A 26650-nucleotide genomic window follows, 5' to 3' on the forward strand; every position below is an offset into this window, starting at 1 on the left:
ACCGGAATTCTTTTTGTTGGCTGCTGCTTGATATTCCGAACAGCCGAAGCCTATTTTGTCCGGGTCGCCGTTCGCGGCTCGCACAATAACAAGGATTGCGTCATGACAACCGATGGCCAGCGTTCACTCGCGCAGCGATTGACGGGCATTGATGAGATTGAATGTGTCACGCCGGATTTGAACGGCGTGCCACGGGGCAAGGTAATGACCGCCGAGGGCTTCCTCGAAGGGCGGCGTCTGCAGTTGGCCCGGGGGGTGCTGCTGCAATGCATCATGGGCGGTTATCCTGCCGCGAAATTCTATGGCAGCGATGACGGCGATCTGGCGCTGGTGGCCGATCCTGCGCAGATCCATCCGTTGCCATGGAGCGAAGAGCCACGGGCCTTGGCAATCTGTGATGCCGACGAACTGACCGGCGAAAGCTCCAACCTGTCGACCCGTGGCCAGCTCAAAAAAGTCATTGCCCGCTACGCGGCCCTCGGTCTGGCGCCGGTGGTGGCAACCGAACTCGAATTTTTTGTGTTCGCTCCGAACACCGACCCGACCCAACCGTTCCAGCCGCCAGTCGGTCTCGACGGGCGTCGCGAGGACGGGCATTCGGCGTTCAGCGTCAGTTCCAACAACGGTCTGCGACCGTTCTTCAGTGAAGTCTATAAATGCATGGCGGCTCTGGGCCTGCCACGCGATACCTTCATGCACGAAATGGGCGTCAGCCAGTTCGAGATCAACCTGCTGCACGGTGATCCGCTGCTGCTGGCCGACCAGACCTTTCTGTTCAAGCATCTGCTCAAGGAAGTCGCGCTCAAGCACGGCCTGACCGTGGTGTGCATGGCCAAGCCGCTGGCGCACACGCCGGGCAGTTCGATGCACATTCACCAGAGCATCGTCGAGATCGACAGTGACAAGAATGTGTTCAGCGACACCGACGGTCAGCCAACCGCGATGTTCCGCCACTTCATCGGCGGGCAGCAGGCGGGCATGGCCGACTTCACCGCGCTGTTTGCGCCGAACGTCAATTCGTATCAACGGCTGTGCCATCCGTTTGCCTCGCCGAACAATGCCTGCTGGTCCCACGACAACCGCGCCGCCGGCCTGCGCATTCCGGCCAGTTCGCCGGTTGCGCGTCGGGTCGAGAACCGTTTGCCGGGGGCCGATGCCAACCCGTACCTGGCGATTGCCGCAAGCCTGGCCGCCGGCTTGTACGGCATCGAGCATGAACTCGAGCCAAGCGAAGCGATTCAGGGCGAGTTCGACGTGCCGGACAATCTTTCGCTGCCGTGTACCTTGCACGCGGCGCTCGAACGTCTGAAACGCAGCCAGCTTGCAAAGGAACTGTTCGGCACGGAGTTCATCGAAGGCTACATCGCTTCGAAGACCATGGAGTTGACCAGCTTCTTTGATGAAATCACTCCCTGGGAGCGCCGTGTTCTAGCAGCCCAGGCCTGACGAAATGTCGCCGTCGGGCTATCGTTTGATAGCCCGATACTTACTGCAAGGAGCCGCTCGGAACGCCGATGCGCCAAATCTGGAAATCCTTTCGAGCGCTGTATTTCGCCTCGCTGATGATGTTGATCGGCTCGGGCCTTCTTTCTACTTATCTGGCTTTGCGTCTGGCTGCCGACCATGTCGACGGGTTGTGGGTCGGTGCGTTGATGGCAGCCAACTATTTCGGTCTGGTGCTGGGCGGCAAGATTGGTCACCGGCTGATTGCCCGGGTCGGGCATATCCGCGCCTACTCGGCGTGTGCCGGGATCGTCGGCGCGGCGGTGCTTGGACATGGTCTGGTGGACTGGCTGCCGGCCTGGCTGGTGCTGCGGACCATTGTCGGCCTCGGCATGATGTGCCAATACATGGTCATCGAGAGCTGGCTGAACGAGCAGGCAGACGCCAATCAGCGCGGTCTGGTGTTCAGCGGCTACATGATCGCGTCGTACCTGGGGCTGGTACTCGGTCAGCTGATTCTGGTCATGCACCCGGGCCTTGGTCTGGAACTGCTGATGCTGGTCGCGTTGTGTTTTGCCCTGTGTCTGGTGCCGGTGGCACTGACGCGGCGGATTCACCCGGCACCGCTGCATCCGGCGCCGATGGAGCCGCGCTTCTTTATCAAGCGCGTGCCGCAGTCGCTGAGTACGGTCCTCGGGGCAGGGCTGATCATCGGTTCGTTCTACGGTCTGGCGCCGCTGTATGCCTCGCAGCAGGGGCTGTCCACCGAACAGGTCGGTCTGTTCATGGGTAGCTGCATTTTTGCCGGGCTGGTGGTGCAGTGGCCGCTGGGCTGGTTGTCCGACCGCTATGACCGGGCGCTGTTGATCCGCTGTTTCGCGCTGTTCCTCGCGGTTGCTTCGTTGCCGCTGGCGATCCTGCCGCAAGTGCCGCTGGAGATACTGTTCGTGGTCGGCTTCCTCTGTTCGCTGGTGCAGTTCTGCCTGTACCCGTTGGCGGTGGCGTTCTCTAACGACCACGTCGAAGGCGAGCGTCGGGTGTCGCTGACGGCGATGCTGCTGGTGACTTACGGCGTGGGGGCGAGTATCGGGCCGCTGGCGGCCGGGGTGCTGATGAAGCTGTTCGGGCCGCAGAGTCTGTACGCGTTCTTCACCTTTTTCGCGCTGGTGCTGGTATGGCGGATCCGGCCGAAAGCCGTGACCAATCTGCACCAGGTCGATGATGCGCCGCTGCATCACGTGGCGATGCCGGACAGCATGTCCAGTTCGCCGCTGGTGGCAGCGCTTGACCCGCGGGTTGACGAGCAGGTGGTGCAGGAGCAGATGCAGAATACGGTCGCTCCGGAGCCTGAACCTGAACCCGAGCCAGAACCTGTCGCGTCAACCGACTCGACAATCGAAGGCGAAGGGCCGGACATCAGCCCCGCCAGGCCGTGATTCAGGCATAAAAAAACGGGCAGTCACCGCAGTGACTGCCCGTTTTTTCATGCATGCCGATCAGAGGTCGTCTTTATCGAACCGACGCGCTTCGCGTTGCAGTTGATAAACGAAACGCTCGACGTTGCGCGCCGCCGGGCCGCTGATGTTGTGAAAGCGCAGGCCGGCGAAGGTGATGTTGAGTTTTTCTTCGAAGTGCAGGTAACGCAGCTCGACCGAAGTCGGCTGGTTGCCGAACAGCGGCGCGGCGATCAGGCGATCATAAACCTGGCCCAGTTGCAGGCGGTCGGTGATGTCGCCTTCGAAGCGCAGTTTGCAGCCGGTGGCGGAGATATCCAGCAGTTTGCCGCCGATAGGCGACTTGAGCTTTTCGCCGCCCAGTTCGACGCTGACCAGGTCGGTCAGCTTCAAAGCGGCGCGGAACGCATTGCGGCGCTGGTGATAAACCACTTCGGTGGGCAGGTCGCCGGTGTAGAAGCGATCGCCACTGGATTCTTCGATGTTCAGCGTGCCGTTGCATTCCCAGGCAATGCGCACGCCGTCATGAAAACCTTCGACCTTGAACGGCTCGCCGGCGAGCAGGAAGCGTTCGCCATCGCGCGGGATCATCTCGTCCAGGGCAATCGTGGCGGTTTCCCGGTCAACCTTGATCAGGTAGCTCTGGAAGCGCTGGCTGCGCTCGTGGAAGGTGATGATCAGAGGATCATGGCTTTCTTGCAGCTGGCGCAGGTTGCTGGAGATTTCCAGAGGTGTAGTGAGCACCTTTGGGGGCTGCGGAGCATCATCCGCGCTGAGGACGTTGGACACGTTAAATCAATCTCCAGACAAAATTTGACTACGGCTGGCCAGTATTTTGCCAGCATGTTTCGCACGTTGATAGGGCGCAAGCATAGAAGAAAGCATCACGCCTGGCTGAGCGCGCGCGGTTTCTGCAGTTTGGAGAAGGTGCCACTGGCATCGTAGAGCGCGGGTGGCTCGCCGCCGGTGAGGATTTTCAGCTGATTGGCCGTGGCGGCCTGTTGCATGATGATCGACTGGCCATTCCTGGCATTGGCTGCCTGGCACTGGGCGATCAGATCGGTCAGGACATCGCTCTGGCTGAGCAACTGGTCGCCGATGCTCGACTGGCTGGCCAGTTGTTCCAGGCCGGCGCGGTCGAGCGACAGATTGAGACTGGCGAGGATTTCGCTGCGCTTGCGGCCATGCTGTTCGAGCAGAATGATCAATGCCTGCTTGTTCGCCAGAATTTCTTCCAGCAGAGGCATGTCGCGACCGTGCAAGGCGAGGGACTCGGTTTGCAGTAACTCCAGCAATTGTTGAGCTGGAGCAAAGTCGTCGATGATCAGTTGCAATAAATAAGTGTCGTGCATGGCTGGCCTTGGGTTTTAAGCGTCCAAAAGCCTGGCGCTGACCGAGGCCTAGCGCTGGGCTTCGAAATTGAGCAGTTTGCTGGCTACACGGTTGCTGTCGACTTTATAGCTGCCATCGGCAATCGCTGCTTTCAACTCGGCCACGCGGGCCTTGTCGACGGCAGGCTGATCACGCAGCTTGTCAGTGACCTTCTGCAACTGTTGAGCCTCATTGCTGAGGTGTACCGATTCCCCGCTTTTTGCGGTACTGGCCTGTTCGGCCGGGGTATTCAGCGGCGCGGAGGTGCCGGTTTCGGCGGTTTCCTTGGCGTTGCTGGTACGTGTACTGCCCGTAAGTGACGAGGAGCTGTTCAAACGGCTGAAATCGATGACCATGTTAAAAACCTCTGGGAATTTGGACGCTTGCCATGTTCTCGGCCATCCCCTGGAAAACTTTAGGCCCATTTAGCAATGAGCTTGCATGCGCCGTTGCAGATCCTGCTGCGGCACAGTTTAGGGAACAGCTCTGGCCAGCGCCAGTTTTCTGCCAAACGCTCAGGGGCTTTTCAGATATCCGTTCATGCCGCCGCTCACATCGCCGCTTACATGGCCACTTCCACCTGGCCGGGCGCTACAACCTGCGCCTTGATGACCCGTTGGGAGTTGAGGTTCTTCACTCGAATCTGTTCTTTCAGGCCGCCGTTGGCCAGCGCTTCGCCCGGCATCCGGACGGCGAGGGTACCGCTGCGGGCGGTGATCACCACTTGATCGCCCTTGCGAACCACTTCCGCCTGTTCCAGATGCACCAGGGTAATGACTTGATCGGCTACCGTTGGTCGGGTCAATTTCTGGCCGATGGCTTCATCCACCGACGTCAGGAAACCCTGATTGATCGTGCTGACGTCGCGCTCGCGCAAGGTCACGTCCTGCGGCTCGATGATGCCGGCGCGCTTGAGTGGCCGCGTGGTGGTGACAATCTCGCGAAACAGGCGGACTTGAGCGGGCACGAACACCGTCCAGGGGGAGGCGCCTTCGCAGCGGACCTTGACCGTGACACGGCCCAGAGGACGTGCCGGACTCTCCAGTGTCGCTGTCAATTCCTTGTCGCACATAGGCATGCGCATGCGTGGATCGAGCTGGTTGACCTCGATTTCATATCGGCCTTCCGTTTGACTGGTGGCGAGATAGTCTTCTACGGTGAATTCAAGAAAGCCCTGAGTGACGCCGATAAGCATGTCAGGCATGGTAACCGCATCAGCAACGGCAGGGCTGCCAGCGAAAGACAGGCAAACGGCGGACATCGCGCAAAGCCCTCTGCGGAGGGGAGATGTCAGGCGTCGGAAAAATGTCGTTTGAGCGTTCATACGAGTTAAAAAGCAAGCGCCGTGCCGTTTAGCAATGAATGTGCGTCGCAACAACACTTGGCGTTGGTGTAGGAGTCTGGGCATGGCTGGTGTAATGGATTCGGTGAACCAGCGCACGCAACTGGTGGGGCAGAATCGCCTGGAGCTGTTGTTGTTCCGTCTCGACGGCCAGCAGCTCTACGGGATCAACGTGTTCAAGGTTCGGGAAGTGCTGCAGTGCCCGCAACTGACGCTGATGCCCAAGTCCAGTCCTGTCGTGTGCGGGGTGGCGAATATCCGGGGGGCGACCATTCCGATCCTTGATCTGGCGATGGCGACCGGCTCCGGTGCTTTGAAAGACAAGAACAGTCCGTTCGTGATCATCACGGAATACAACACCAAGACCCAGGGTTTCCTGGTGCGCTCGGTGGAACGTATCGTGAACATGAACTGGGAAGAGATTCATCCGCCGCCCAAGGGCACCGGACGCGATCACTACCTGACCGCTGTGACTCGGGTCGACAATCAGTTAGTCGAAATCATCGACGTCGAGAAGGTGCTGGCGGAAGTTGCGCCGACACCGGAAGCGATTTCGGTCGGCGTGGTGGATGTCGAGACCCAGAGCAAGGCGTTGTCGCTGCGGGTGCTGACGGTCGATGACTCGTCGGTGGCGCGCAAGCAGGTGACGCGTTGCCTGCAGACGGTCGGTGTCGAAGTGGTGGCGTTGAACGACGGCAGGCAGGCGCTGGATTACCTGCGCAAGCTGGTCGACGAGGGCAAGAAGCCGGAAGAAGAGTTCCTGATGATGATCTCCGACATCGAAATGCCGGAGATGGACGGGTACACCCTGACGGCCGAGATCCGCAGCGACCCTCGCATGCAAAAGCTTCATATCATCCTGCATACTTCGTTGTCGGGTGTGTTCAATCAGGCGATGGTCAAGAAAGTCGGTGCCGATGACTTCCTGGCCAAATTCCGTCCTGATGACCTGGCATCCCGGGTAGTCGACCGGATCAAAGCAGCAGACATCAGCTAAGGGCCTTCTGCCCCTGGCGTTCAACACGATTTAAGAGGCGGCATCATTTGTCTACGGGTAATTTGGATTTCGAACAGTTCCGGGTTTTCCTGGAAAAAGCCTGTGGCATTTTGCTCGGTGAAAACAAGCAGTATCTGGTCTCGAGCCGTCTCAACAAACTGATGGAGCAGCAAGGCATCAAGTCCCTGGGTGAGCTGGTTCAGCGCATCCAGACCCAGCCACGCAGCGGTTTGCGCGAGCAGGTGGTCGATGCCATGACGACCAACGAAACCCTGTGGTTTCGCGACACCTATCCGTTTGAAGTCTTGAAGAACAAGGTACTGCCCGAGGCGATCAAGGCCGCTCCCAACCAGCGTCTGCGGATCTGGTCGGCGGCCTGCTCGTCGGGTCAGGAACCCTATTCGCTGTCGATGTCGATCGACGAGTTCGAGCGGACGAACATCGGTCAGTTGAAGATGGGCGTGCAGATCGTCGCCACGGATCTGTCCGGCAGCATGCTGACCAACTGCAAGACCGGCGAGTACGACAGCCTGGCGATCGGTCGCGGTCTGTCCGCTGATCGTCTGCAGCGCTACTTCGACCCGAAAGGGCCGGGGCGCTGGGTGATCAAGGCGCCGATCAAGAACCGGGTGGAATTCCGCTCGTTCAACCTGCTCGACAGCTACGCAAGCCTGGGCAAGTTCGACATCGTGTTCTGCCGCAACGTGCTGATCTATTTCTCCGCCGAGGTGAAGAAGGACATCCTGTTGCGCATCCACAGCACGCTGAAGCCGGGCGGTTATCTGTTCCTTGGCGCTTCCGAGGCGCTGAACGGTCTGCCGGATCATTACCAGATGGTTCAGTGCAGCCCGGGGATCATCTACCAGGCGAAGTGAAACACCGGCGCCACAAGAAACGGGAGTCCTCAGGGGCTCCCGTTTTTTTATGCCTGAAGGTTTTGCCGGTGGCAGGCGGCAGAAAAGCGGCATCCGGCGGAAACCGGTTGCCGCTTTTCTGGCATTGCCGCTTTGCCGATTGCGTGCAAAGCCCCGTAATCCGGGGCTTTCTCAAACTGGCACGCCGCTTGCTACAACCCAGTTACGAAAAATCCGGTCACCTGAAGGTTCCCGACATGAGCATCAGCTTCGATAAAGCGCTCGGCATTCACGAAAAGGCTCTGGGCTTCCGCGCCCAGCGTGCCGAAGTGCTGGCCAACAACATCGCCAACGCCGACACCCCGAACTACAAGGCGCGGGATCTGGAGTTCTCCAAAGTGCTTGAAGCACAGAGCCAGAAGAACGCCAACGGCACCATCGCCCTGAACATGACCAACAGCCGTCACATCGAAGCTGAAGGCCTGGGCAATGGCGACGAGTCGCTGATGTATCGCACGCCGATGCAGCCGTCGATCGACCAGAACACCGTGGACGCCCAACTGGAACAGTCGAACTACGCGGAAAACGCCGTCGGCTTCCAGGCCAGCTTCACCCTGCTCAACAGCAAATTCAAAGGGCTGGTCTCAGCCCTGCGCGGAGAGTAATCCATGTCCCTGTCCAGCGTTTTCAACATTGCCGGCAGCGGCATGAGCGCCCAGACCACTCGCCTCAACACCGTGGCTTCGAACATCGCCAACGCCGAGACCGTCTCGTCGAGCATCGACCAGACTTATCGCGCCCGTCACCCGGTGTTCGCCACCATGTTCCAGGGCGGCCAGAGCGGCGGCAGCAATTCGCTGTTCCAGAACCAGGACGCGGCCGGTCAGGGCGTGCAGGTGATGGGCGTGGTCGAAGACCAGAGCAACCTCGAAGCGCGCTACGAGCCGAACCATCCGGCGGCCGACGCCAAGGGCTACGTCTACTACCCGAACGTCAATGTGGTGGAAGAGATGGCTGACATGATTTCCGCGAGCCGGTCGTTCCAGACCAACGCCGAAATGATGAACACCGCCAAGACCATGATGCAGAAGGTACTGACCCTCGGTCAGTGATAAGGGGCGACTGCCATGAGTGTTACCGATACCACCAGCAGCCTGACGATGAACGACATACTGGCCAACTCTTCGAAGAAGACCAGTAGCACCACCACCGGCGGCATCGCTTCGGCCACCAACAGCTCGACCGGCGGCCAGGCCCTGGGCAAGGACGCGTTCCTGCAACTGCTGGTGACCCAGCTGAAGAACCAGAACCCGCTCGACCCGCAGGACAACAGCGCATTCGTTGCCCAGCTGGCGCAGTTCAGCAGCCTCGAGGGGATCACCACCCTCAACAGCACCGTCAGTTCGCTGGCCGGCAACTACAACTCGTCGCAAGCCCTGCAGGCTTCGTCGCTGGTGGGTCGCAATGTGATTGTGCAGACCAATACGGTTCAGCTGGACGATCCGAGCAAAGGCATGACCGGTTCGGTCACTGTTCCGTCGTCGATTGCCGGCGGTACCGTCACTATCACCGACAGCAGCGGCGCCACCGTTCGCACCATTGATCTGGGCAGTCGCGCCGCAGGCGATGCGAGCTTCACCTGGGACGGCAAGGACAAGGACGGCAACCTGGTGAAAACCGGTACCTACACCGTCAAGGCCAACGCCTCGATCAACGGCACCGCGACCGACCTGGCGACCTATCTGCCAGCCACGGTCACCAGCGTGACGATCAGCCAGACCGGCGGCGAGCTGATGCTCAACCTGTCCGGCAAGGGCACCGTCGCTCTGTCCAAAGTACAAACCATTGGTATATAGAGCCGACTAACCGGCACAAAGGAGTGGAATATGTCTTTCAATATCGGCCTTAGCGGTCTCTATGCAGCCAACAAGCAACTGGACGTGACCGGCAACAACATCGCCAACGTCGCGACCGCCGGTTTCAAATCGTCCCGCGCAGAATTCGAAGACGTCTACTCGGCGACTCGCCTGGGCAGCGGCAGCAAGGTCATTGGTAACGGTGTGCGTCTGGCCAACGTTTCCCAGCAGTTCACCCAAGGCGACATCAACAACACCGGCAACGTGCTGGATATGGGGATCAATGGTTCGGGCTTCTTCACCCTGAGCAACAACGGTTCGATCTCCTACACGCGTGCCGGTACGTTCAAGGTCGACAAGGACGGCTTCATCACCAACACTGACTACACCTCGCGTCTGCAAGGCTACGGTGTGGACTCCAACGGCAAGATCATCAACGGCGTGTTGACCGATCTGAAGATCGACACCTCGAACCTGGCGCCGAAGTCCACCTCGCTGGTGACCTCGACCATTAACCTGAACTCGACGGCTCCGGTGATCGACGACACAGTAGCGGCCGGCAAGTTCGACCCGACCAACCTCGCGACCTACACCAAGTCGTTCAGCACTCCGATCTATGACAGCCAGGGCAACTCCCATGTCATGGATCAGTACATGGTGAAGACAGGCGCCAACACCTGGAAGGTCTACACCCTGGTGGACGGTCGCAACCCGGATGCTACCGGCAGCGATCCGAAAGTCACTGCGCCTGTCGCATCGACCATGACCTTTGACTCCACTGGCAAGCTGACTCAGGTCAGCACTCCGCCTGCCGTGATCAGCAGCGACCTGAAACTCACTGGCTGGGTACCGGGCACTGTCACCAACGGTGTGTGGACGGCCAACGGTGCTTCGGCTAACCCGGCCGGCATTACCATTTCGATGGCCAAGACCACTCAATACAACGCTGACACCGCGCGTTCGATCCCGACTCAGGATGGTTACGCCACTGGCCAGATCACCAACCTGACCATCGACGGTACCGGTACGCTGTTCGCCAACTTCAGCAACAACCAGAGCAAGGCCATCGGCCAGGTTGCGCTGGCGAGCTTCACCAACGAGCAGGGCCTGCAGCCGATCGGTGGTACCAGCTGGAAAGAGACTTTTGCTTCGGGTATTCCGGGCTACGATGCGCCGGAGACCGGTACGCTGGGGTCGGTGGTTTCGAATTCGCTGGAGGAGTCGAACGTTAACCTGACCAATGAGCTGGTTGATCTGATCAAGGGCCAGAGCAACTATCAGGCGAACGCCAAGACCATTTCGACTCAGAGCACTATCATGCAGACCATTATTCAGATGACCTGATTTCTGGGTTTTGGCTGGTTAAGGAGCCCCTCTTTTTGAGGGGCTTTTTTTTGGCTGCGGTTTGGGGTGTTTATCCGTTTCTGCGGGTGTTGCCGCTGGCGGTTTCGCCCTTACGGCGAGTCCCTTTTGCAAACGCCCAAAAGGAACCAAAACGCTGGGCCCCGGCGTTCGGCACCTCGCTTTGGCTCGGTGTTCCTTCGTTACGGGATTCATCCGGGGGCATCGCCTACGGTTTGCTTCGCTGCACCTCCTCTCGATGCATGCGGCTGCGCCGCACGGTCGCTGCGCTCCCACCCCCGGATAAATCCCTCCACTCAGCCTTCCGATGGGGCCGGCACGTCAAAAGCGGTACTCGAGCTAACGCTCATCGTGTTGAGTGGTGGAGGCAAAGGCAAAGGCAAAGGCAAAGGCAAAGGCAGGCGCGGGATGTTTGCTTTTTAAGGCTTGAGTTCAGCTCGGTCTTTCACGTCGGCGTATCTCTCCCAAACCCCTCGGTCAGTCCCCTCTCCCTCTGGGCGGTCCGACGTTTCGGGAGGGCTAGGGTGAGGGCCGCTTTTGCTTTTATCGCGGGCAAAAGAAAACCCCCGACAAACCAGAAGTCTGTCGGGGGTTCTCGGGTCAGGCGTTTTGCAACGCCCGATTCAGCTCAGCTTATTGGCAAGCTTCGCAATCCGGCTCGTCGATGGCGCAAGCCTTCGGTACTGGAGCAGGGCCGGCAGGGGCTGCCAGGACCGAGTCGTCGCCGTGGTTGCCGCCGCTGGAAACAGCGTTCAGCTTGCCGGTGTTGATGGTCGACTTCTCGGTGCTGGTCGCGGCCAGGGCACGGAGGTAGTAGGTGGTTTTCAGGCCACGGTACCAGGCCATGCGGTAGGTCACGTCCAGTTTCTTGCCCGATGCGCCGGCGATGTACAGGTTCAGCGACTGGGCCTGGTCGATCCACTTCTGACGACGGCTGGCGGCGTCAACGATCCACTTGGTGTCCACTTCGAACGCGGTTGCGTAGAGCTCTTTGAGTTCTTGCGGGATGCGCTCGATCTGCTGAACCGAACCGTCGTAGTACTTCAGGTCGTTGATCATGACCGAGTCCCACAGACCGCGAGCCTTCAGGTCGCGAACCAGGTACGGGTTGATCACGGTGAATTCGCCCGACAGGTTCGATTTCACGTACAGGTTCTGGTAGGTCGGTTCGATCGACTGCGAGACGCCGGTGATGTTGGCGATGGTCGCGGTCGGTGCGATGGCCATGATGTTCGAGTTACGGATGCCTTTCTGTACACGGGCGCGAACCGGGGCCCAGTCCAGGGACTCGGTCAGGTCGACGTCGATGTACTTCTGGCCACGTGCTTCGATCAGGATCTGTTGCGAATCCAGCGGCAGTACGCCTTTGGACCACAGCGAACCCTGGAACGTCTCGTACGAGCCGCGCTCGTCGGCCAGGTCACAGGAAGCCTGGATCGCGTAGTAGCTGACCGCTTCCATCGACTTGTCGGCGAACTCGACGGCAGCGTCGGAACCGTAAGGGATGTGCTGCAGGTACAGCGCGTCCTGGAAGCCCATGATGCCCAGGCCGACCGGACGGTGGCGGAAGTTGGAGTTCTTCGCCTGCGGTACCGAGTAGTAGTTGATGTCGATCACGTTGTCGAGCATGCGCACGGCGACGTCGATGGTGCGCTTGAGCTTGGCGGTGTCCAGCTTGCCGTCGACGATGTGGTTCGGCAGGTTGATCGAGCCCAGGTTGCAGACCGCGATCTCGTCCTTGTTGGTGTTCAGGGTGATCTCGGTGCACAGGTTCGAGCTGTGAACCACGCCGACGTGCTGCTGCGGGCTGCGCAGGTTGCACGGGTCCTTGAAAGTCAGCCATGGGTGGCCGGTTTCGAACAGCATCGACAGCATCTTGCGCCACAGGTCTTTGGCCTGGATGGTCTTGAACAGCTTGATCTTGCCCGGGTATTCGGTCAGAGCTTCGTAGTACTCGTAGCGCTCTTCGAAGGCCTTGCCGGTCAGGTCGTGCAGGTCCGGTACTTCGGACGGCGAGAACAGGGTCCACTTGCCGTCATCGAAGACACGCTTCATGAACAGGTCAGGGATCCAGTTGGCGGTGTTCATGTCGTGGGTACGACGACGGTCATCACCGGTGTTCTTGCGCAGCTCGATGAACTCTTCGATGTCCATGTGCCAGGTTTCCAGGTAGGCACACACAGCGCCTTTGCGCTTGCCACCCTGGTTAACGGCGACGGCGGTGTCGTTCACCACCTTCAGGAACGGAACCACGCCCTGCGACTTGCCGTTGGTGCCCTTGATGTACGAGCCCAGTGCACGAACCGGGGTCCAGTCGTTGCCCAGGCCGCCGGCGAATTTCGACAGCATGGCGTTGTCGTGGATCGCGTGGTAGATGCCCGACAGGTCATCCGGCACGGTGGTCAGGTAGCAGCTCGACAGCTGTGGACGCAGGGTACCGGCGTTGAACAGGGTCGGGGTCGAAGCCATGTAGTCGAACGAGGACAGCAGGTTGTAGAACTCGATCGCACGGTCTTCTTTCTGCTTCTCTTCGATCGCCAGGCCCATGGCCACGCGCATGAAGAAGATCTGCGGCAGTTCGAAGCGCACGCCATCCTTGTGGATGAAGTAACGGTCGTACAGGGTCTGCAGGCCCAGGTAGGTGAATTGCTGGTCGCGCTCGTGGTTGATCGCCTTGCCCAGTTTTTCCAGGTCGAAGGAGGCCAGCACAGGGTTCAGCAGTTCGAACTCGATACCTTTGGCAACGTAGGCCGGCAGGGCCTTGGCGTACAGGTCGGCCATTTCGTGGTGAGTGGCGCTCTCGGCCACGCCCAGGAAGCCCAGGCCTTCGGCACGCAGGGTGTCCATCAGCAGGCGGGCGGTCACGAACGAGTAGTTCGGCTCGCGCTCGACCAGAGTACGCGCGGTCATCACCAGCGCGGTGTTGACGTCGTTCAGGGCCACGCCGTCGTACAGGTTCTTCAGGGTTTCGCGCTGGATCAGGTCGCCGTCGACTTCGGCCAGGCCTTCGCAGGCTTCGGTGACGATGGTGTTCAGGCGGCCCATGTCCAGCGGCGCAAGGCTGCCGTCGGCGCGGGTGATGCGGATCGACGGATGCGCCTGTACCGGAGCTTCGGCGGTGGTGCGGGTGGCGCGTTCCTTGGAGCGGGCGTCACGGTAGATCACGTAGTCGCGAGCCACTTTCTGCTCGCCGGCACGCATCAGGGCCAGTTCGACCTGGTCCTGGATTTCTTCGATGTGGATGGTGCCGCCCGACGGCATGCGACGCTTGAAGGTCGCGGTGACCTGTTCGGTCAGGCGGGCAACGGTGTCGTGGATTCGCGACGAAGCGGCAGCGGTGCCGCCCTCAACTGCGAGAAACGCTTTGGTGATAGCGACGGTGATCTTGTCATCGGTGTAAGGAACGACAGTGCCATTACGCTTGATCACGCGCAGTTGGCCAGGCGCGGTGGCAGCCAGATCCGAATTCGAATCGGCGGCCTGCGGCAAGGTGCCCTGCGGGTTCTCGCGAGTTGTGTCGGTTTGCATGGGGGGTGATCTCCACATTCTCTATGTTTGTTTGGGCACCATCATGGTGCTCACCGTTCTGGTCCGAAGCACTACAACCGACGGGCGTCGGGCATAACAACTTCGGACCAGTAGGAAAAAGGCTAATGACGCCGCATCCTTGCCGAAGTTTTCGGCCACGAGCCAAGGCTCGAGCCGGATTACTTCCAGGGTGACAGTAATGACTGCAACACCCGTACCGTTCCGGTCGTTGCCAACCTGAAAAACGGTGCCATCCGCGAGTGCGGTTTGGGCTTTGAAAAACTTGCTTGGTTCAACCGGAAACCGGCAATAAAGCACTTGAGTTTCAGGTCCGAAATGTGGTTGGGCTCTGGAATGGAAAACCCTATATGTAGGGTCTGTCCTCGCGCCGTGCTACAAGATAATGCGTTTCGAGGGGGCTTGCAACGTACGAGCTGTGGATAAACCTGTGCGTAAATTGTGTAAGAAACCAGGAATTCCCGTGTAGGCCGCGAACCTGCTGAGCTAGACCGTCTGTCACTGTTTTTCACCGCAAAAAAATGCCGCGGCGGAATTTTGAGGGCGCGAACCCTATCACAAAAATCCGCCTTGTCCGAACGCATTTACCGACTTGTGTTCTGGCTGTACGCCGTTTATACAATCGGCCCATGCGCACGCATTCTTATCCTCCTTAAAGATGACAAAAAGACGGGAGGATCCTTCCTTTATAAGCAGTTTCGGCAAGCAGAGGTCACCCGTGGAGCAAGAAGCCTGGCAGGTATTGATCGTCGAGGATGACCAGCGTCTGGCTGAACTGACCCGTGAATACCTGCAAGCCAACGGATTGCGCGTGGACATCGAAGGCAACGGTGCGCTGGCGGCGGCACGGATCATCAAGGAGCAGCCGGACCTGGTGATCCTCGACCTGATGCTCCCCGGTGAAGACGGCCTGAGCATTTGCCGCAAGGTGCGCGATCGCTACGACGGGCCGATCCTGATGCTAACCGCGCGTACCGATGACGCCGACCAGATCCTAGGCCTCGACCTCGGCGCCGACGACTACGTCTGCAAACCGGTGCGCCCGCGGCTGTTGCTGGCGCGCATCCAGGCATTGTTGCGCCGCAGTGACACACCGGAGCCGGCGGCAGGCAATCCGCGTCGGTTGCAATTCGGTCCGCTGGTGGTGGACAACGCGTTGCGCGAAGCCTGGCTCAGCGACAGCGGCATCGAGCTGACCAGTGCCGAATTCGATCTGCTCTGGCTGCTGGTGTCCAACGCCGGACGGATCCTGTCCCGGGAAGAAATCTTCACCGCGCTACGCGGCATCGGCTACGACGGCCAGGACCGCTCGATCGATGTGCGCATCTCGCGCATCCGCCCGAAGATCGGCGACGACCCCGATCACCCGCGTCTGATCAAGACCGTGCGCAGCAAAGGTTACCTGTTCGTGCCGGAAGCCTGCGTAGAACTGCCGCTGTGAATTCGATCTTCCTGCGCATCTATGGCGGCATGTGCGCGGCGCTGATTCTGGTGGCAGTGCTCGGCGTGCTGGCGCTGCACCTGCTCAATCAGGTGCGCAGCGAGCAATACCGCGAGCGTCTGGCCCACGGTACGTTTTCGCTGATGGCCGACAACCTGCAACCGATGAACGAAACCGAGCGCCATCGCGCCTTGCTGGTATGGGAGCGGCTGCTCGGGATTCCGCTGGCAGTGAAAACCTTTGCCCAGACCGATCTCGACCTGACCCAGCGCACCCGGGTGCAGCGCGGGCAGGCGCTGGTCGAACAGACCGGCCCACACGCGGCCAAGGTCTATCGCCTGGTCAGCGACAAGGAGCAACTGGTGCTGGTGGGTGAGGTGCAGCAGATCAGCGAGCAACTGGCCCGGGCGACCATTTATCTGTTGGCCGATGAACTGGTGCGGGTGCCGGTGGGCGAGCAGCCCAAACGACTGGCGCAGCTGAAAGAAGACAAAGGCTTCGGCTTCGATTTGCGGTTGGTCACGGTCAGCGATGCCGACATGGACGAAGACCAGAGCCGTCGGGTGTCCGAAGGCGATACGGTGATGGCGCTGGGCAAGGGGGGCGATTCGATCCGGGTGTTCGCCGGTATGGTCGGCACGCCGTGGGTGCTGGAAATCGGGCCGCTGTATCAGATGAACCCGTACCCGCCGGAATGGCTGGTGCTGATCGCCGCCCTTGGCCTGACTCTGATCGGCCTGATCGTCTATTTATTGGTGCGTCAGCTTGAACGGCGTTTGCGCGGACTCGAAGCTGCCGCTACGCGCATCGCCAAAGGCAGCCTGGAAACCCGGGTGCCGGCCCGGGGTGCCGACTCGGTGGGCAAACTGGCGGCTGCGTTCAATGGTATGGCCGAGCACTTGCAGCAGTTGCTCGCCATTCAGCGTGAACTGGTGCGCGCGGTGTCCCACGAATTGCGCACGCCGGTGGCGCGCCTGCGTTTCGGTCTGGAGATGATCGGTTCGGCGACCACCCCGCAGGCGCTGGAAAAATACCGCGAGGGCATGGACCACGACATCGAAGATCTCGACAAACTGGTCGACGAAATGCTCACGTACGCCCGGCTGGAACAGGGCTCGCCGGCGTTGACCTTCCAGCGCATTGACCTGGATGCGCTGGTCAATCAGGTGATCGAAGAGCTGGCGCCTCTGCGTGCAGAAGTCACGGTGCAACGCGGCTTGTGCCTGTCGGCGGCGGATTGCGATGACGCCTGGGTCGAGGCCGAGCCGCGTTACCTGCACCGCGCCTTGCAGAATCTGGTGAGCAACGCCATGCGCCATGCGCGTTCGAAGGTCACGGTCAGTTATCAGGTCGGGCAGATGCGTTGCCGGGTGGATGTCGAGGACGACGGCCCCGGTGTGCCGGAAACCGCCTGGGAGAAAATCTTCACGCCGTTCCTGCGCCTGGACGACAGTCGCACCCGGGCGTCCGGCGGACACGGCCTGGGCCTGTCGATCGTGCGGCGGATCATTCACTGGCACGACGGCCGGGCGCTGATCGGCAAGAGCAAGAGTCTGGGCGGAGCGTGCTTCAGCCTGAGCTGGCCGAGGAATCAGGAGCGGCGCTAAAAAACTTCAGGCAGGAATGCTGACCAGACTCAGCAACTGCCCGTCCTGCACGCCAAATTGCGCATCGAGTTCAGTGCCGTTGCGCCATTCGCCGGACAGGTCCGTCAGCAGCCGCAGCCGCACCTGACCTTGTTCATTCCACTCCAGCACCTCGGCGTGTTCGAAGTAGAAGCGCTGCTGCACGATCGGGTACAGCGCCTTGAACAGGCTTTCTTTCACCGAGAAGGTCAGGGTCACCCACAACGCAATCTGATCTCGGGAGCCGGCGGCCATGCGCTGCATTTCCGGCGGGGTCAGGATCTCTCCGGCCAGTCGTTCGGCGCGTTCGGCGTTGAGCAGGTTTTCCAGGTCCATGCCCAGTCCGCGCCAGTGCTGCTTGTTGGCGACAATCGCCGCCGCACGGCCGGTGCTGTGGGTGATCGAGCCGCAGATGTGTGCCGGCCACACCGGAGCACGATCTTCGCCGATCGGCGGAACAGTGCTTGAGCCTTCCAATTGCTGCAACGCGGCCCGGGCGCAAATCCGCCCGGCAAGGAATTCCGCCTGCCGCTTGGCCACCGAACGCTGAATGCTTGGCGGCGGCTCGATGGCGCTGCGGCGGAAGTCATCGCCGAGCAGTTGCGACGGGTCGAAATGGGTGGTCAGCAGCACGGTGTCGGGCAACACCGTCGGCAGCGGCCAATGGGCATCGAGCGGAGTGCAGCAGGCGGGGAGGAAAGGGCTGGCAGTCATGTCGGGCATTTTGCCGGGTTGTCTTCGGGCTGGATAGTGCCGACATGATGATCGTTCCCACGCAGAAGCCTGGAGCCATGATCGTTCCCACGCTCTGCGTGGGAATGCATACAGTGACGCTCTGCGTCACACCGCGAAGGGACGCGGAGCGTCCCGGGCTGCATTCCCACGCAGAGCGTGGGAACGATCAGCGCGAGGGGGCGACCGGGTTCAGCCGAAAATCTTCTTCAAGAACGCCTGCATGTCCGACCAGGATTTTTCATCGGCGGCCTTGTTGTAGCCGATATCCGGGCCACCGTGATCGCCGTGGCTCAGGCGATCTGCGTCAGGATTGCTGAACCCGTGCTTGGCGCCGTCGAGGCTGACGAATTGATAGTCGGCGCCGGCCTTGTCCATTTCCGACTTGAACGCCGCGACGTTGTCCGGAGTGACCATGCTGTCCAACGCGCCATGTTCGACGAGGATTTTCGCCTTCACAGTGCCAGGCGCAGCCGGGGTCTTGGTGGCCAGCGCGCCGTGGAAACTCACCACGCCGGCCAGCGGCACACCCTGACGCGCGGCATTCAGCACTACGCCACCGCCGAAGCAGTAACCGATAGCGGCGATTTTATCCTTGTCGGTCTGCGGCTGTTTCTTCAACAGATCCAGCCCGGCCTGAAAGCGCTTGCTGGCCGCATCGGCGTTTTGCGTGGCCGCTTGCATGAACGCCATCGCGTCTTTCGGGTGCTCGGTGTTCTTGCCCTCACCGTACATGTCGATGGCCAGCGCGCTGTAGCCGAGCCCGGCGAGATCCCGGGCGCGGCGCTTGGCGTAGTCGTTCAGTCCCCACCATTCATGCACCACCACCACGCCGGGGCGCGGGCCCTTGATCGCGTCGTCGTAGGCGTAGTAACCGATCAGCTTCGTGCCGTCGGCGCTCTGATAGGGGATTTCCTCGGTCTTGATCGCAGCCTGGCTGAGGCTGCTGAAGACGAGAAGGGCGAGGGTCAATAGCAGGCGCATGATCGGGTCTCCTGACAATAAAGGGTCAAAACAGCCTAGTTCATTTCATTCAGGCCAGGTTCAGAGAGCGTTCAGGGGCGGTACAGGGGGGCCTCAGTAACCTTGCGCCATACCCAAACAGCACTGTGAAAGAGGAAACTCCATGACTCGTTTAAATAAACTGCTGCTGGCTTTTACCGTAATGAGCGCCAGTATCGCGGCCCACGCCGACACCACCAGCAACTTCGCCGGCCTGACCTTTGGCCAGACCAGCGACAAGATCAAAAAATCCAACGCCCTGAACGACAACCTCGGCCACCCGGATGCCACCGCGGCCATCGACGGTAACAACACCTACGGCCTGCGTCTGGGTCAGCAAAACAGCCAGGGTCGCTACTACGCCACCTACGACAACGTGTCCGGCTCGCACAATGGCATTAAACTGCGCCAGGAAAACCTGCTGGGCAGCTACGATCTGTTCTACCCGGTGGGTGGCAGCACCAAATTGTTCGGCGGTGCCACGGCGGGTCTGACCAAGCTGACCCAGGATTCGCCAGGCTACAGCCGCGACAGTGACATCGGTTACGCCGTCGGCGGTCAGTTCGGTGTGCTGCAGCAAGTCTCGCAGAACACCTCGGTCGAACTCGGTTACCGTTACCTGCGCAGCAACGCCAGCACCGAGATGAAAGAGAGCGGCGGCAGCAAGCAAGGCTCGCTGGACTTGACCAGCAGCGCCCAGACTTACCTGTCGGCCAACTACGCTTTCTAAGCGATTGGCGTCAGGCCCGCGCCGGGTCGTCCTTTGAGAGGCGACCCGGCGCAGCCATGTGAGGCGAAAGCCTTTGGAGTTGTCGATTTACCCGGGAGAGCGTCATGAAACTGTTGGTCGTCGAAGATGAAGCGCTGTTGCGCCATCACCTGCAAACCCGCCTGACGGAGAGCGGTCACGTGGTCGAGTCCGTGGCCAATGCCGAAGAGGCGTTGTACCAGACCGGGCAATTCAACTTTGACCTGGCGGTGATCGACCTCGGCCTGCCGGGCATGGGCGGGCTCGACCTGATCCGTCAGTTGCGCTCGGGCGGCAAGACCTTTCCGATCCTGATCCTCACCGCGCGCGGCAACTGGCAGGACAAGGTCGAAGGCCTGGCCGCCGGCGCCGACGATTACGTGGTCAAGCCGTTCCAGTTCGAAGAGCTCGAAGCGCGGCTCAATGCGTTGCTGCGCCGCTCCAGCGGTTTCACCCAGTCGACCATCGTCGCCGGCCCGCTTTTGCTGGATCTGAATCGCAAGCAGGCGAGTCTCGACGAGCAACCGCTGGCGCTGACGGCCTACGAATACCGGATCCTCGAATACCTCATGCGCCATCACCAGCAAGTGGTGCCCAAGGATCGGCTGATGGAGCAGTTGTACCCGGATGACGACGAGCGCGATCCGAACGTGATCGAAGTGCTGGTCGGCCGTCTGCGCCGCAAGCTCGAAGGCCCGGCCGGATTCAAGCCGATCGACACCGTGCGCGGCCTCGGTTACCTGTTCAATGAGCGCTGCACTTGATCCGTTCCCTTCGCGTCCGGCTGATGCTCGCCGCCACCACCCTGGCGGTGTTGTTCATGCTCGCGTTGCTCCCGGCGATGCAGGGCGCGTTCAGCCTGGCGCTGCAGGACTCGATCGAGCAGCGGCTGGCGTCCGACGTCACCACGCTGATCTCCGCCGCGCGGGTTGAAAACAACCACCTGATGATGCCGGCACAGTTGCCCGACGAGCGCTTCAACCTCACGGACAATCGCCTGCTTGGCTACATCTATGACCGCGAAGGCCATCTGGTCTGGCGTTCGAAAGGCACCCAGGAAGAGAAGATCAACTACACGCCGCGCTACGACGGCCTCGGCAACGAGTTCGCGCGGATCCGCGAAGCCAACGGTCAGGAATTCTTTGTCTACGACGTCGAAGTCAAACTGCTCGGCGGCAAGAGCGCAGCCTTCAGTATCGTGGCCCTGCAACCGGTGCGCGAATACGAAACCACCCTCGAAGGTCTGCGGGAAAATCTCTACCTCGGTTTCGGCGCGGCGCTGCTGGTGCTGCTCGCACTGCTGTGGATCGGCCTGACCTGGGGCCTGAAAGCCTTGCGCCGGCTCAGTCAGGAACTCGACGAGATCGAAGGCGGAACCCTCGAAAGCCTCAGCGAACAGCATCCGCGCGAACTGTTGCGCCTGACCGGCTCCCTCAACCGCCTGCTGCACAGTGAGCGCCAGCAACGCAGCCGTTACCGCGACTCCCTCGACGATCTGGCCCACAGCCTGAAAACCCCGCTGGCGGTATTGCAAGGCGTCAGCGAAGACATGGCCCAGCGACCCGAAGACCGCGACCAGGCGTGGGTGCTGCAAACCCAGATCGAACGCATGAGCCAGCAGATCGGCTACCAGTTGCAACGCGCCAGCCTGCGCAAAAGTGGCCTGGTGCGCCATCAGGTGCGCCTGCGTCCGGTGCTGCAAAGCCTGTGCGACACGCTGGACAAGGTCTACCGCGACAAACACGTGCGCGTGGCCTTCGATCTGCCGGAGCACTGTTACGTGCCGATCGAGCAGGGCGCCTTGCTGGAGATGATGGGCAACCTGCTGGAAAACGCCTATCGCCTGTGTCTGGGCGAAGTGCGCATCAGCGTGCGCGAAAGTCTGGACGGAATCGAACTGTGCATCGAAGACGACGGACCCGGCGTACCACCGGATCAGCGCGCACGGATTCTCGAACGCGGCGAACGCCTGGACCGCCAGCATCCGGGGCAGGGGATCGGGCTGGCAGTGGTCAAGGACATCATTGAGAGCTACAGCGCCAAGCTGACCCTGGGGGATTCGCCGATGGGCGGGGCGGCGTTCAGGATTCATTTTCCGGCGGTGTGACCGCTCACTGCTCCTGCGCTCGATAAGCCCCCGGCGTCAGCCCCGTCCACTTCTTGAACGCCCGATGAAACGCCGACGGCTCGGAAAACCCGAGTTGTTCGGCGATCTGTTGCAACGACAGATCCGCGCGCCCCAGGTGATAAATCGCAATGTCCCGCCGTAACTGGTCCTTCAATTCCTGAAAACTGGTGCCTTCTTCGCGCAGATGCCGGCGCAGGGTTTGCGGGCTGATGTGCAGGTGCGCGGCCACGGCTTCCAAGTCCGGCCAGCGCGTGCTGTCGTGGCTGAGCAAGCGGCGCAGCCGGCTGCTCAGGCTGTTGCCGTCGTCCGGGCGGGACAGCAGGTCGGCGGGGGAGCGTTCGAGAAAATGCTTGAGGGTGCGTTCGTCCTGCAACAGCGGCATGTGCAGGTAGCGACTGTGAAACACCAGGCTGCTTTGCGTTGCGGAAAATTCCAACGGGCAGGAGAACAGCAAATCGTATTCCGCCCCGTGCGCCGGTTTCGGGTAGCTGAAGTTCGCCTGTTCGAGGCGAATCCGCTGGCCGATCAGCCAGCTGCCGAGGCGATGCCAGATCACCAGCAGGCTCTCGCTGAGAAAGTGATCCGGGTCCCACAATTGCGCATCGTCGAGACTCAGGCGCACCCATTCGTCTTCATGGCTCAGGGTCAGGCGCGGGGCTTCGGGGAATAGGCTATAAAACAATAAGCCGCGTTGCAGAGCCTTTTCCAGGCTGCGGCAATGAATAATCGCGTGGCACATCATGGCGAAGCTGCCGGGTTTGCTCGGTGCGTTGCCGAAGCCCAGGTATTCGTCGTCCAGGGCCAGCCACAGGTTCTGGATCAGCTGGGTGAATTGCTCCGGGGCGATCCGCGCGCGCGGCTCGTCGAGCAGTTCGGGGCTGATGCCCAGTTGCTGCAGCAGGTCCGAATAGTCGTAACCCGAGCGCCGCGCGCCACCGAGGGCGGCGCGGGCAAAGTGACTGGCGATGGTGCGTTCGCGCATGAGCGGCAGGTCCTTCCTCTGGCGACCGATGGTAGCGGCTGCCTTTGATCGGTAACAAGGCGGATTTCCGCCAAATTGTAGGACGAGGTCGGGCGAGTTGGCGGAAATCCGCCACACTTGAGTCACCGAACGGTGACACAGAAAAACCCGTATCCCCTGATATCAAAAGGCTTGCAGCGATTTGCACCAAAGTGGCACGACGTTTGCGATAAGAGCCACAGAAGCGTGCGCCGAGCCGGTCCGGAAAAGCGCCGTTCGACACAACAAATCCCTCCAGTGCAGGAGGGTTCGCAATTCAGGTTTCGCGTTCAACAGATGGATGTTGCCACGCGGGACTCTTGAGGAACTTTGCAATGACGACTCGTCAGCCACTGTACAAATCCCTGTATTTCCAGGTGATCGTTGCCATCGCCATCGGCATCCTGCTCGGTCACTTCTACCCACAGACCGGTGTGGCGCTCAAGCCACTGGGTGACGGGTTCATCAAACTGATCAAAATGGTCATTGCGCCGATCATCTTCTGTACCGTTGTCAGCGGCATCGCCGGCATGCAGAACATGAAATCCGTGGGCAAGACCGGCGGCTACGCGCTGCTGTACTTCGAAATCGTTTCCACCATTGCCCTGCTGATCGGTCTGGTCGTGGTCAACGTTGTGCAGCCGGGCGCCGGCATGCACATCGACGTCACCACCCTGGACGCCTCGAAAATCGCCACTTATGTGACGGCCAGTAAAGACCAGAGCATCGTTGGTTTCCTCCTCAACGTGATCCCGAACACCATCGTCGGCGCATTCGCCACCGGTGACATCCTGCAAGTGCTGATGTTCTCGGTGATCTTTGGCTATGCGCTGCATCGCCTGGGTTCGTACGGTCGTCCGCTGCTGGACCTGATTGATCGTTTCGCCCACGTCATGTTCAACATCATCAACATGATCATGAAGCTCGCGCCGCTGGGTGCGCTGGGTGCCATGGCCTTCACCATCGGTGCCTACGGTGTCGGCTCGCTGGTGCAGTTGGGTCAGTTGATGATCTGCTTCTACATCACCTGCATCCTGTTCGTGCTGGTGGTTCTGGGCGCGATCTGCCGGGCCCACGGTTTCAGCGTACTGAAGCTGGTGCGCTACATCCGTGAAGAGCTGTTGATCGTACTGGGTACGTCCTCGTCGGAATCGGCGCTGCCACGCATGCTGATCAAGATGGAACGTCTGGGCGCGAAGAAATCGGTGGTAGGTCTGGTCATCCCGACCGGCTACTCGTTCAACCTCGACGGTACCTCGATCTACCTGACCATGGCGGCCGTGTTCATCGCTCAGGCGACCGACACCCACATGGACATCACCCATCAGATCACCCTGCTGCTGGTGCTGCTGCTGTCCTCCAAAGGCGCAGCCGGTGTGACCGGTTCGGGCTTCATCGTACTGGCGGCCACCCTGTCGGCCGTAGGTCACCTGCCGGTGGCCGGTCTGGCGCTGATCCTCGGTATCGACCGCTTCATGTCCGAAGCCCGCGCCCTGACCAACCTGGTCGGCAACGCCGTAGCGACTATCGTCGTGGCCAAGTGGGTCAAGGAGCTGGACACCGACGTGCTGCAATCCGAGCTGGCCTCGGGCGGTCGCGGTATCTCTGATGAGCGTCAAGAAGACGACCTGGGCGTGGCCGAAGGCCCGACCCCGAGCAATGTGAAGTAAGCATCGCTCGAATGGAAAAACCCGCTTCGGCGGGTTTTTTCTTGTCTGCTGTTTGAGCGCAACGGTCAGCGCAACTGATGCATCCGGTAATTGCCCCATCGCCGATGGCTGCCTAGGCTGCATGCATCGTTGATGGAGAATGCCCATGTCTGCACCGCTGGCCTCACTGAAGATTCTGGATTTCTCGACCCTGCTGCCGGGGCCGTTCGCCTCGCTGCTGCTGGCGGACATGGGCGCCGAGGTACTGCGCATCGAATCGCCGACCCGCCTCGACCTGGTGCGGGTGTTGCCGCCCCACGATCACGGTGTCTCGGCCAGTCACGCTTATCTCAATCGCAACAAGCGCAGCCTGGCCCTGGACCTCAAGCAGCCCGAGGCGCTGGAGCTGGTGAAGCAGTTGCTGGTGGATTACGACATCGTGCTGGAGCAATTCCGACCCGGAGTGATGGAGCGGCTGGGGCTGGGTTACGAGACGCTGAAGGCGATCAATCCGAAGCTGATTTACGTGTCGATCACCGGTTACGGCCAGACCGGACCGTACAGGGATCGCGCCGGCCACGACATCAACTACTTGGCGCTGGCGGGGCTCTCCAGTTACACCGGGCGCGCCGACAGCGGGCCGTTGCCGCTGGGCATGCAGGTGGCGGACGTCGCGGGCGGCTCGCTGCACGGGGTGATCGGTCTGCTGGCAGCGGTGATTTCCCGCCAGCAAACCGGGCAGGGCACGCATCTGGACGTGAGCATGACCGACTGCGCGTTCAGCCTGAACGCCATGGCGGGTGCCGGCTATCTGGCCTGCGGCGAGGAGCCGGGCTGGGAAGATCAGATGCTCAATGGCGGCAGCTTCTACGATTACTACCGCTCTCGCGACGGGCGCTGGATGTCGGTGGGCAGTCTGGAGCCGGCCTTCATGCAGCAACTGTGTGCGGCGTTGGGCCGGCCGGAACTGACGGCGCAGGGCTTGTCGCCCAAGCCCGAGCAGCAGCGGGCGCTCAAGGACGCCTTGAAGGTCGAGTTCGAGAAGCATGACTTTGCTGAACTGTGCGAGCTGTTCGCCGGGATCGATGCCTGTGTCGAACCGGTATTGAATCTGGGCGAGGCGGTGCAGCATCCGCAATTGCAGGCGCGGGAACTGGTGACGCAGGTGTCGCGTGGGGATGGCACGGTGCAGGCGCAGATCGCCTGTCCGCTGAAGTTTTCCGTAGCGTTGCCGGCGCCGCGGCATGTCGGCGCGGCGCTGGGGCAGCATACGGATCAGGTGTTGGCGGAGTTGGGGGTGAGCCCTGAGCGGATTGCCGAACTACGTGCCGCGAAAGTGGTTTTGTAGCTCGTTCCCACGCTCTGCGTGGGAATGCCGCCATGGACGCTCTGCGTCCACTGTGACGCAGAGCGTCACGGGATACATTCCCACGCAGAGCGTGGGAACGAGGTGGGGACTTACTCGACCCGCATCTCGCCACTGAACACCAGCGTGTTGCGGCAACGCCGGCACAGATAGCGCCGCCCCTGCCGGACCAGACTATGGCGCTGCGCCGAAAACGGAAAATCGCTATCCGCACACGGGCACTTATAGATATAGCGGGTCACGCTGCGGCGTTTGACTTCATAGGTATGGCAGCGGTCCGGCGGCAATTCGTAAACGCCGCGCATGATCAGTTGCCACTCCTCGCCGTGGGGCTGGATGCGGTCGCCGAACAGCTGGTGGGCGATCAGGTGCGCGACTTCGTGGGCCACGGTCTGCTTGAGGAAATGTTCGGTGTTCTCCCGGTACAGCTGCGGATTGAAGCGCAGCAGGTTCTCGTGCAGATGCGCGACTCCGGCTTTTTGCCCGCGCAGCTTGAGGCTCACCACGGGGCGTTTGAAGGGACGTTTGAAAAAGGATTCAGCGAGTTGGAAACAGTCTTCGACGCGGGTATTGAGTTGCTCGGGCATGCTTGATGGATCTCCAGAGGCGTCGAGTATGCCGCAACCCCGGGGCGTTGCGAATCGTCGAACTGCCGAATGGTCGTCGCTCTTTTTCAACCGGCACGAGAAGGCCGCCTTGCGGCGGCCTGTGTTGGCGGATCTTGTTTTTCTCGG

24 protein-coding genes are annotated in these 26650 nt (G+C 60.8%); 15 read left to right on the top strand and 9 right to left on the bottom strand.

What is annotated here, in order from left to right:
- Positions 1-204 precede the first annotated feature (204 nt).
- Positions 205-1446, top strand: a complete 1242-nt coding sequence (locus tag BMZ46_RS02545) for a glutamine synthetase family protein (protein WP_170844878.1) — start codon at positions 205-207, stop codon at positions 1444-1446.
- A gap of 68 nt (positions 1447-1514) precedes the next feature.
- Positions 1515-2879: an MFS transporter gene (locus tag BMZ46_RS02550; RefSeq protein ID WP_074688178.1), complete on the top strand. Its 1365-nt coding sequence runs from the start codon at positions 1515-1517 to the stop codon at positions 2877-2879.
- Between the two features lie 60 nt (positions 2880-2939).
- On the opposite strand, the gene BMZ46_RS02555 is transcribed toward BMZ46_RS02550, so the two are convergent.
- From BMZ46_RS02555 to flgA, 4 genes are all read right to left on the bottom strand, one after another.
- Complete coding sequence (locus BMZ46_RS02555; RefSeq protein ID WP_039772106.1) at positions 2940-3686, bottom strand: flagellar brake protein; 747 nt, start codon at positions 3684-3686, stop codon at positions 2940-2942.
- A gap of 95 nt (positions 3687-3781) precedes the next feature.
- Entirely contained in the window at positions 3782-4249 is a 468-nt protein-coding gene (locus BMZ46_RS02560; RefSeq protein WP_074688176.1) for a flagella synthesis protein FlgN, read from the bottom strand.
- A 48-nt stretch (positions 4250-4297) separates the two neighbouring features.
- Complete coding sequence (gene flgM / locus BMZ46_RS02565) at positions 4298-4624, bottom strand: flagellar biosynthesis anti-sigma factor FlgM (RefSeq protein ID WP_007960324.1); 327 nt, start codon at positions 4622-4624, stop codon at positions 4298-4300.
- Positions 4625-4830: 206 nt separating this feature from the next.
- A complete protein-coding gene (gene flgA, locus BMZ46_RS02570) occupies positions 4831-5592 on the bottom strand; it encodes a flagellar basal body P-ring formation chaperone FlgA (protein WP_064598681.1) in 762 nt (253 codons plus the stop codon).
- A gap of 82 nt (positions 5593-5674) precedes the next feature.
- Here flgA and BMZ46_RS02575 point away from each other — a divergent pair, with 82 nt between their 5' ends.
- From BMZ46_RS02575 to flgE, 6 genes are all read left to right on the top strand, one after another.
- Positions 5675-6607 (top strand): chemotaxis protein CheV, encoded by a 933-nt coding sequence (locus BMZ46_RS02575; protein ID WP_011335509.1) that lies wholly within the window; start codon positions 5675-5677, stop codon positions 6605-6607.
- 47 nt (positions 6608-6654) lie between these two features.
- Complete coding sequence (gene cheR, locus BMZ46_RS02580; RefSeq protein ID WP_007960327.1) at positions 6655-7482, top strand: protein-glutamate O-methyltransferase CheR; 828 nt, start codon at positions 6655-6657, stop codon at positions 7480-7482.
- 236 nt (positions 7483-7718) lie between these two features.
- Complete coding sequence (gene flgB, locus BMZ46_RS02585) at positions 7719-8126, top strand: flagellar basal body rod protein FlgB (protein WP_007960328.1); 408 nt, start codon at positions 7719-7721, stop codon at positions 8124-8126.
- Positions 8127-8129: 3 nt separating this feature from the next.
- Positions 8130-8573 (top strand): flagellar basal body rod protein FlgC, encoded by a 444-nt coding sequence (gene flgC, locus BMZ46_RS02590; protein WP_007960329.1) that lies wholly within the window; start codon positions 8130-8132, stop codon positions 8571-8573.
- A gap of 15 nt (positions 8574-8588) precedes the next feature.
- A complete protein-coding gene (flgD, locus tag BMZ46_RS02595; protein ID WP_039772111.1) occupies positions 8589-9317 on the top strand; it encodes a flagellar hook assembly protein FlgD in 729 nt (242 codons plus the stop codon).
- Between the two features lie 30 nt (positions 9318-9347).
- Positions 9348-10661, top strand: a complete 1314-nt coding sequence (gene flgE / locus BMZ46_RS02600) for a flagellar hook protein FlgE (RefSeq protein ID WP_039772113.1) — start codon at positions 9348-9350, stop codon at positions 10659-10661.
- 651 nt (positions 10662-11312) lie between these two features.
- Here the strand turns inward: flgE and BMZ46_RS02605 are convergent.
- A complete protein-coding gene (locus BMZ46_RS02605) occupies positions 11313-14207 on the bottom strand; it encodes a ribonucleoside-diphosphate reductase subunit alpha (RefSeq protein WP_011335505.1) in 2895 nt (964 codons plus the stop codon).
- A gap of 736 nt (positions 14208-14943) precedes the next feature.
- On the opposite strand from BMZ46_RS02605, the gene BMZ46_RS02610 reads away from it, so the two are divergent.
- On the top strand, positions 14944-15666 hold the full coding sequence (locus BMZ46_RS02610) for a response regulator (protein ID WP_074688174.1): 723 nt from the start codon (positions 14944-14946) through the stop codon (positions 15664-15666).
- A complete protein-coding gene (locus BMZ46_RS02615) occupies positions 15663-17273 on the top strand; it encodes an ATP-binding protein (RefSeq protein ID WP_039772898.1) in 1611 nt (536 codons plus the stop codon). The genes BMZ46_RS02610 and BMZ46_RS02615 overlap by 4 nt, the downstream gene beginning before the upstream one ends.
- A gap of 6 nt (positions 17274-17279) precedes the next feature.
- On the opposite strand, the gene BMZ46_RS02620 is transcribed toward BMZ46_RS02615, so the two are convergent.
- Entirely contained in the window at positions 17280-18005 is a 726-nt protein-coding gene (locus tag BMZ46_RS02620) for a 4'-phosphopantetheinyl transferase family protein (RefSeq protein WP_039772897.1), read from the bottom strand.
- A gap of 210 nt (positions 18006-18215) precedes the next feature.
- Complete coding sequence (locus BMZ46_RS02625; protein WP_039772896.1) at positions 18216-19007, bottom strand: dienelactone hydrolase family protein; 792 nt, start codon at positions 19005-19007, stop codon at positions 18216-18218.
- Between the two features lie 142 nt (positions 19008-19149).
- On the opposite strand from BMZ46_RS02625, the gene BMZ46_RS02630 reads away from it, so the two are divergent.
- The 3 genes from BMZ46_RS02630 to BMZ46_RS02640 all read left to right on the top strand — a co-directional run bounded on the left by BMZ46_RS02630 (position 19150) and on the right by BMZ46_RS02640 (position 21880).
- Positions 19150-19755, top strand: a complete 606-nt coding sequence (locus tag BMZ46_RS02630; RefSeq protein WP_064598671.1) for a hypothetical protein — start codon at positions 19150-19152, stop codon at positions 19753-19755.
- 104 nt (positions 19756-19859) lie between these two features.
- Entirely contained in the window at positions 19860-20537 is a 678-nt protein-coding gene (locus tag BMZ46_RS02635) for a response regulator transcription factor (protein ID WP_039772894.1), read from the top strand.
- Entirely contained in the window at positions 20534-21880 is a 1347-nt protein-coding gene (locus tag BMZ46_RS02640) for an ATP-binding protein (protein ID WP_039772893.1), read from the top strand. Before BMZ46_RS02635 ends, BMZ46_RS02640 begins: the two co-directional genes overlap by 4 nt.
- A 4-nt stretch (positions 21881-21884) precedes the next feature.
- Here BMZ46_RS02640 and BMZ46_RS02645 read toward each other — a convergent pair whose 3' ends face one another.
- A complete protein-coding gene (locus BMZ46_RS02645; RefSeq protein ID WP_039772892.1) occupies positions 21885-22883 on the bottom strand; it encodes an AraC family transcriptional regulator in 999 nt (332 codons plus the stop codon).
- A gap of 353 nt (positions 22884-23236) precedes the next feature.
- On the opposite strand from BMZ46_RS02645, the gene BMZ46_RS02650 reads away from it, so the two are divergent.
- On the top strand, positions 23237-24571 hold the full coding sequence (locus BMZ46_RS02650) for a dicarboxylate/amino acid:cation symporter (RefSeq protein WP_074688172.1): 1335 nt from the start codon (positions 23237-23239) through the stop codon (positions 24569-24571).
- A gap of 145 nt (positions 24572-24716) precedes the next feature.
- Positions 24717-25898 carry a CaiB/BaiF CoA transferase family protein gene (locus BMZ46_RS02655; protein WP_074688170.1) on the top strand — a complete coding sequence of 394 codons (1182 nt, stop codon included), beginning with the start codon at positions 24717-24719 and terminating at the stop codon, positions 25896-25898.
- Positions 25899-26008: 110 nt separating this feature from the next.
- Here the strand turns inward: BMZ46_RS02655 and BMZ46_RS02660 are convergent, their stop codons facing one another.
- Entirely contained in the window at positions 26009-26503 is a 495-nt protein-coding gene (locus tag BMZ46_RS02660) for a SprT family zinc-dependent metalloprotease (RefSeq protein ID WP_007957760.1), read from the bottom strand.
- Positions 26504-26650: the final 147 nt, after the last annotated feature.

The sequence above is a fragment of the Pseudomonas sp. NFIX49 genome, from assembly GCF_900115915.1.
In the GTDB taxonomy this organism is placed as follows: Bacteria; Pseudomonadota; Gammaproteobacteria; order Pseudomonadales; family Pseudomonadaceae; genus Aquipseudomonas; species Aquipseudomonas pharyngis.

Coding starts and splice junctions, on each gene's coding strand:
- BMZ46_RS02625 (WP_039772896.1), bottom strand. CDS start 19,007: ATGCGCCTGCTATTGACCCTCGCCCTTCTCGTCTTCAGCAGCCTCAGC.
- flgM (WP_007960324.1), bottom strand. CDS start 4,624: ATGGTCATCGATTTCAGCCGTTTGAACAGCTCCTCGTCACTTACGGGC.
- BMZ46_RS02655 (WP_074688170.1), top strand. CDS start 24,717: ATGTCTGCACCGCTGGCCTCACTGAAGATTCTGGATTTCTCGACCCTG.
- BMZ46_RS02605 (WP_011335505.1), bottom strand. CDS start 14,207: ATGCAAACCGACACAACTCGCGAGAACCCGCAGGGCACCTTGCCGCAG.
- BMZ46_RS02650 (WP_074688172.1), top strand. CDS start 23,237: ATGACGACTCGTCAGCCACTGTACAAATCCCTGTATTTCCAGGTGATC.
- flgA (WP_064598681.1), bottom strand. CDS start 5,592: ATGAACGCTCAAACGACATTTTTCCGACGCCTGACATCTCCCCTCCGC.
- flgD (WP_039772111.1), top strand. CDS start 8,589: ATGAGTGTTACCGATACCACCAGCAGCCTGACGATGAACGACATACTG.
- BMZ46_RS02645 (WP_039772892.1), bottom strand. CDS start 22,883: ATGCGCGAACGCACCATCGCCAGTCACTTTGCCCGCGCCGCCCTCGGT.
- flgE (WP_039772113.1), top strand. CDS start 9,348: ATGTCTTTCAATATCGGCCTTAGCGGTCTCTATGCAGCCAACAAGCAA.
- BMZ46_RS02620 (WP_039772897.1), bottom strand. CDS start 18,005: ATGACTGCCAGCCCTTTCCTCCCCGCCTGCTGCACTCCGCTCGATGCC.
- BMZ46_RS02660 (WP_007957760.1), bottom strand. CDS start 26,503: ATGCCCGAGCAACTCAATACCCGCGTCGAAGACTGTTTCCAACTCGCT.
- BMZ46_RS02635 (WP_039772894.1), top strand. CDS start 19,860: ATGAAACTGTTGGTCGTCGAAGATGAAGCGCTGTTGCGCCATCACCTG.
- flgB (WP_007960328.1), top strand. CDS start 7,719: ATGAGCATCAGCTTCGATAAAGCGCTCGGCATTCACGAAAAGGCTCTG.
- BMZ46_RS02575 (WP_011335509.1), top strand. CDS start 5,675: ATGGCTGGTGTAATGGATTCGGTGAACCAGCGCACGCAACTGGTGGGG.
- BMZ46_RS02560 (WP_074688176.1), bottom strand. CDS start 4,249: ATGCACGACACTTATTTATTGCAACTGATCATCGACGACTTTGCTCCA.
- BMZ46_RS02630 (WP_064598671.1), top strand. CDS start 19,150: ATGACTCGTTTAAATAAACTGCTGCTGGCTTTTACCGTAATGAGCGCC.
- BMZ46_RS02550 (WP_074688178.1), top strand. CDS start 1,515: ATGCGCCAAATCTGGAAATCCTTTCGAGCGCTGTATTTCGCCTCGCTG.
- BMZ46_RS02545 (WP_170844878.1), top strand. CDS start 205: ATGACCGCCGAGGGCTTCCTCGAAGGGCGGCGTCTGCAGTTGGCCCGG.
- flgC (WP_007960329.1), top strand. CDS start 8,130: ATGTCCCTGTCCAGCGTTTTCAACATTGCCGGCAGCGGCATGAGCGCC.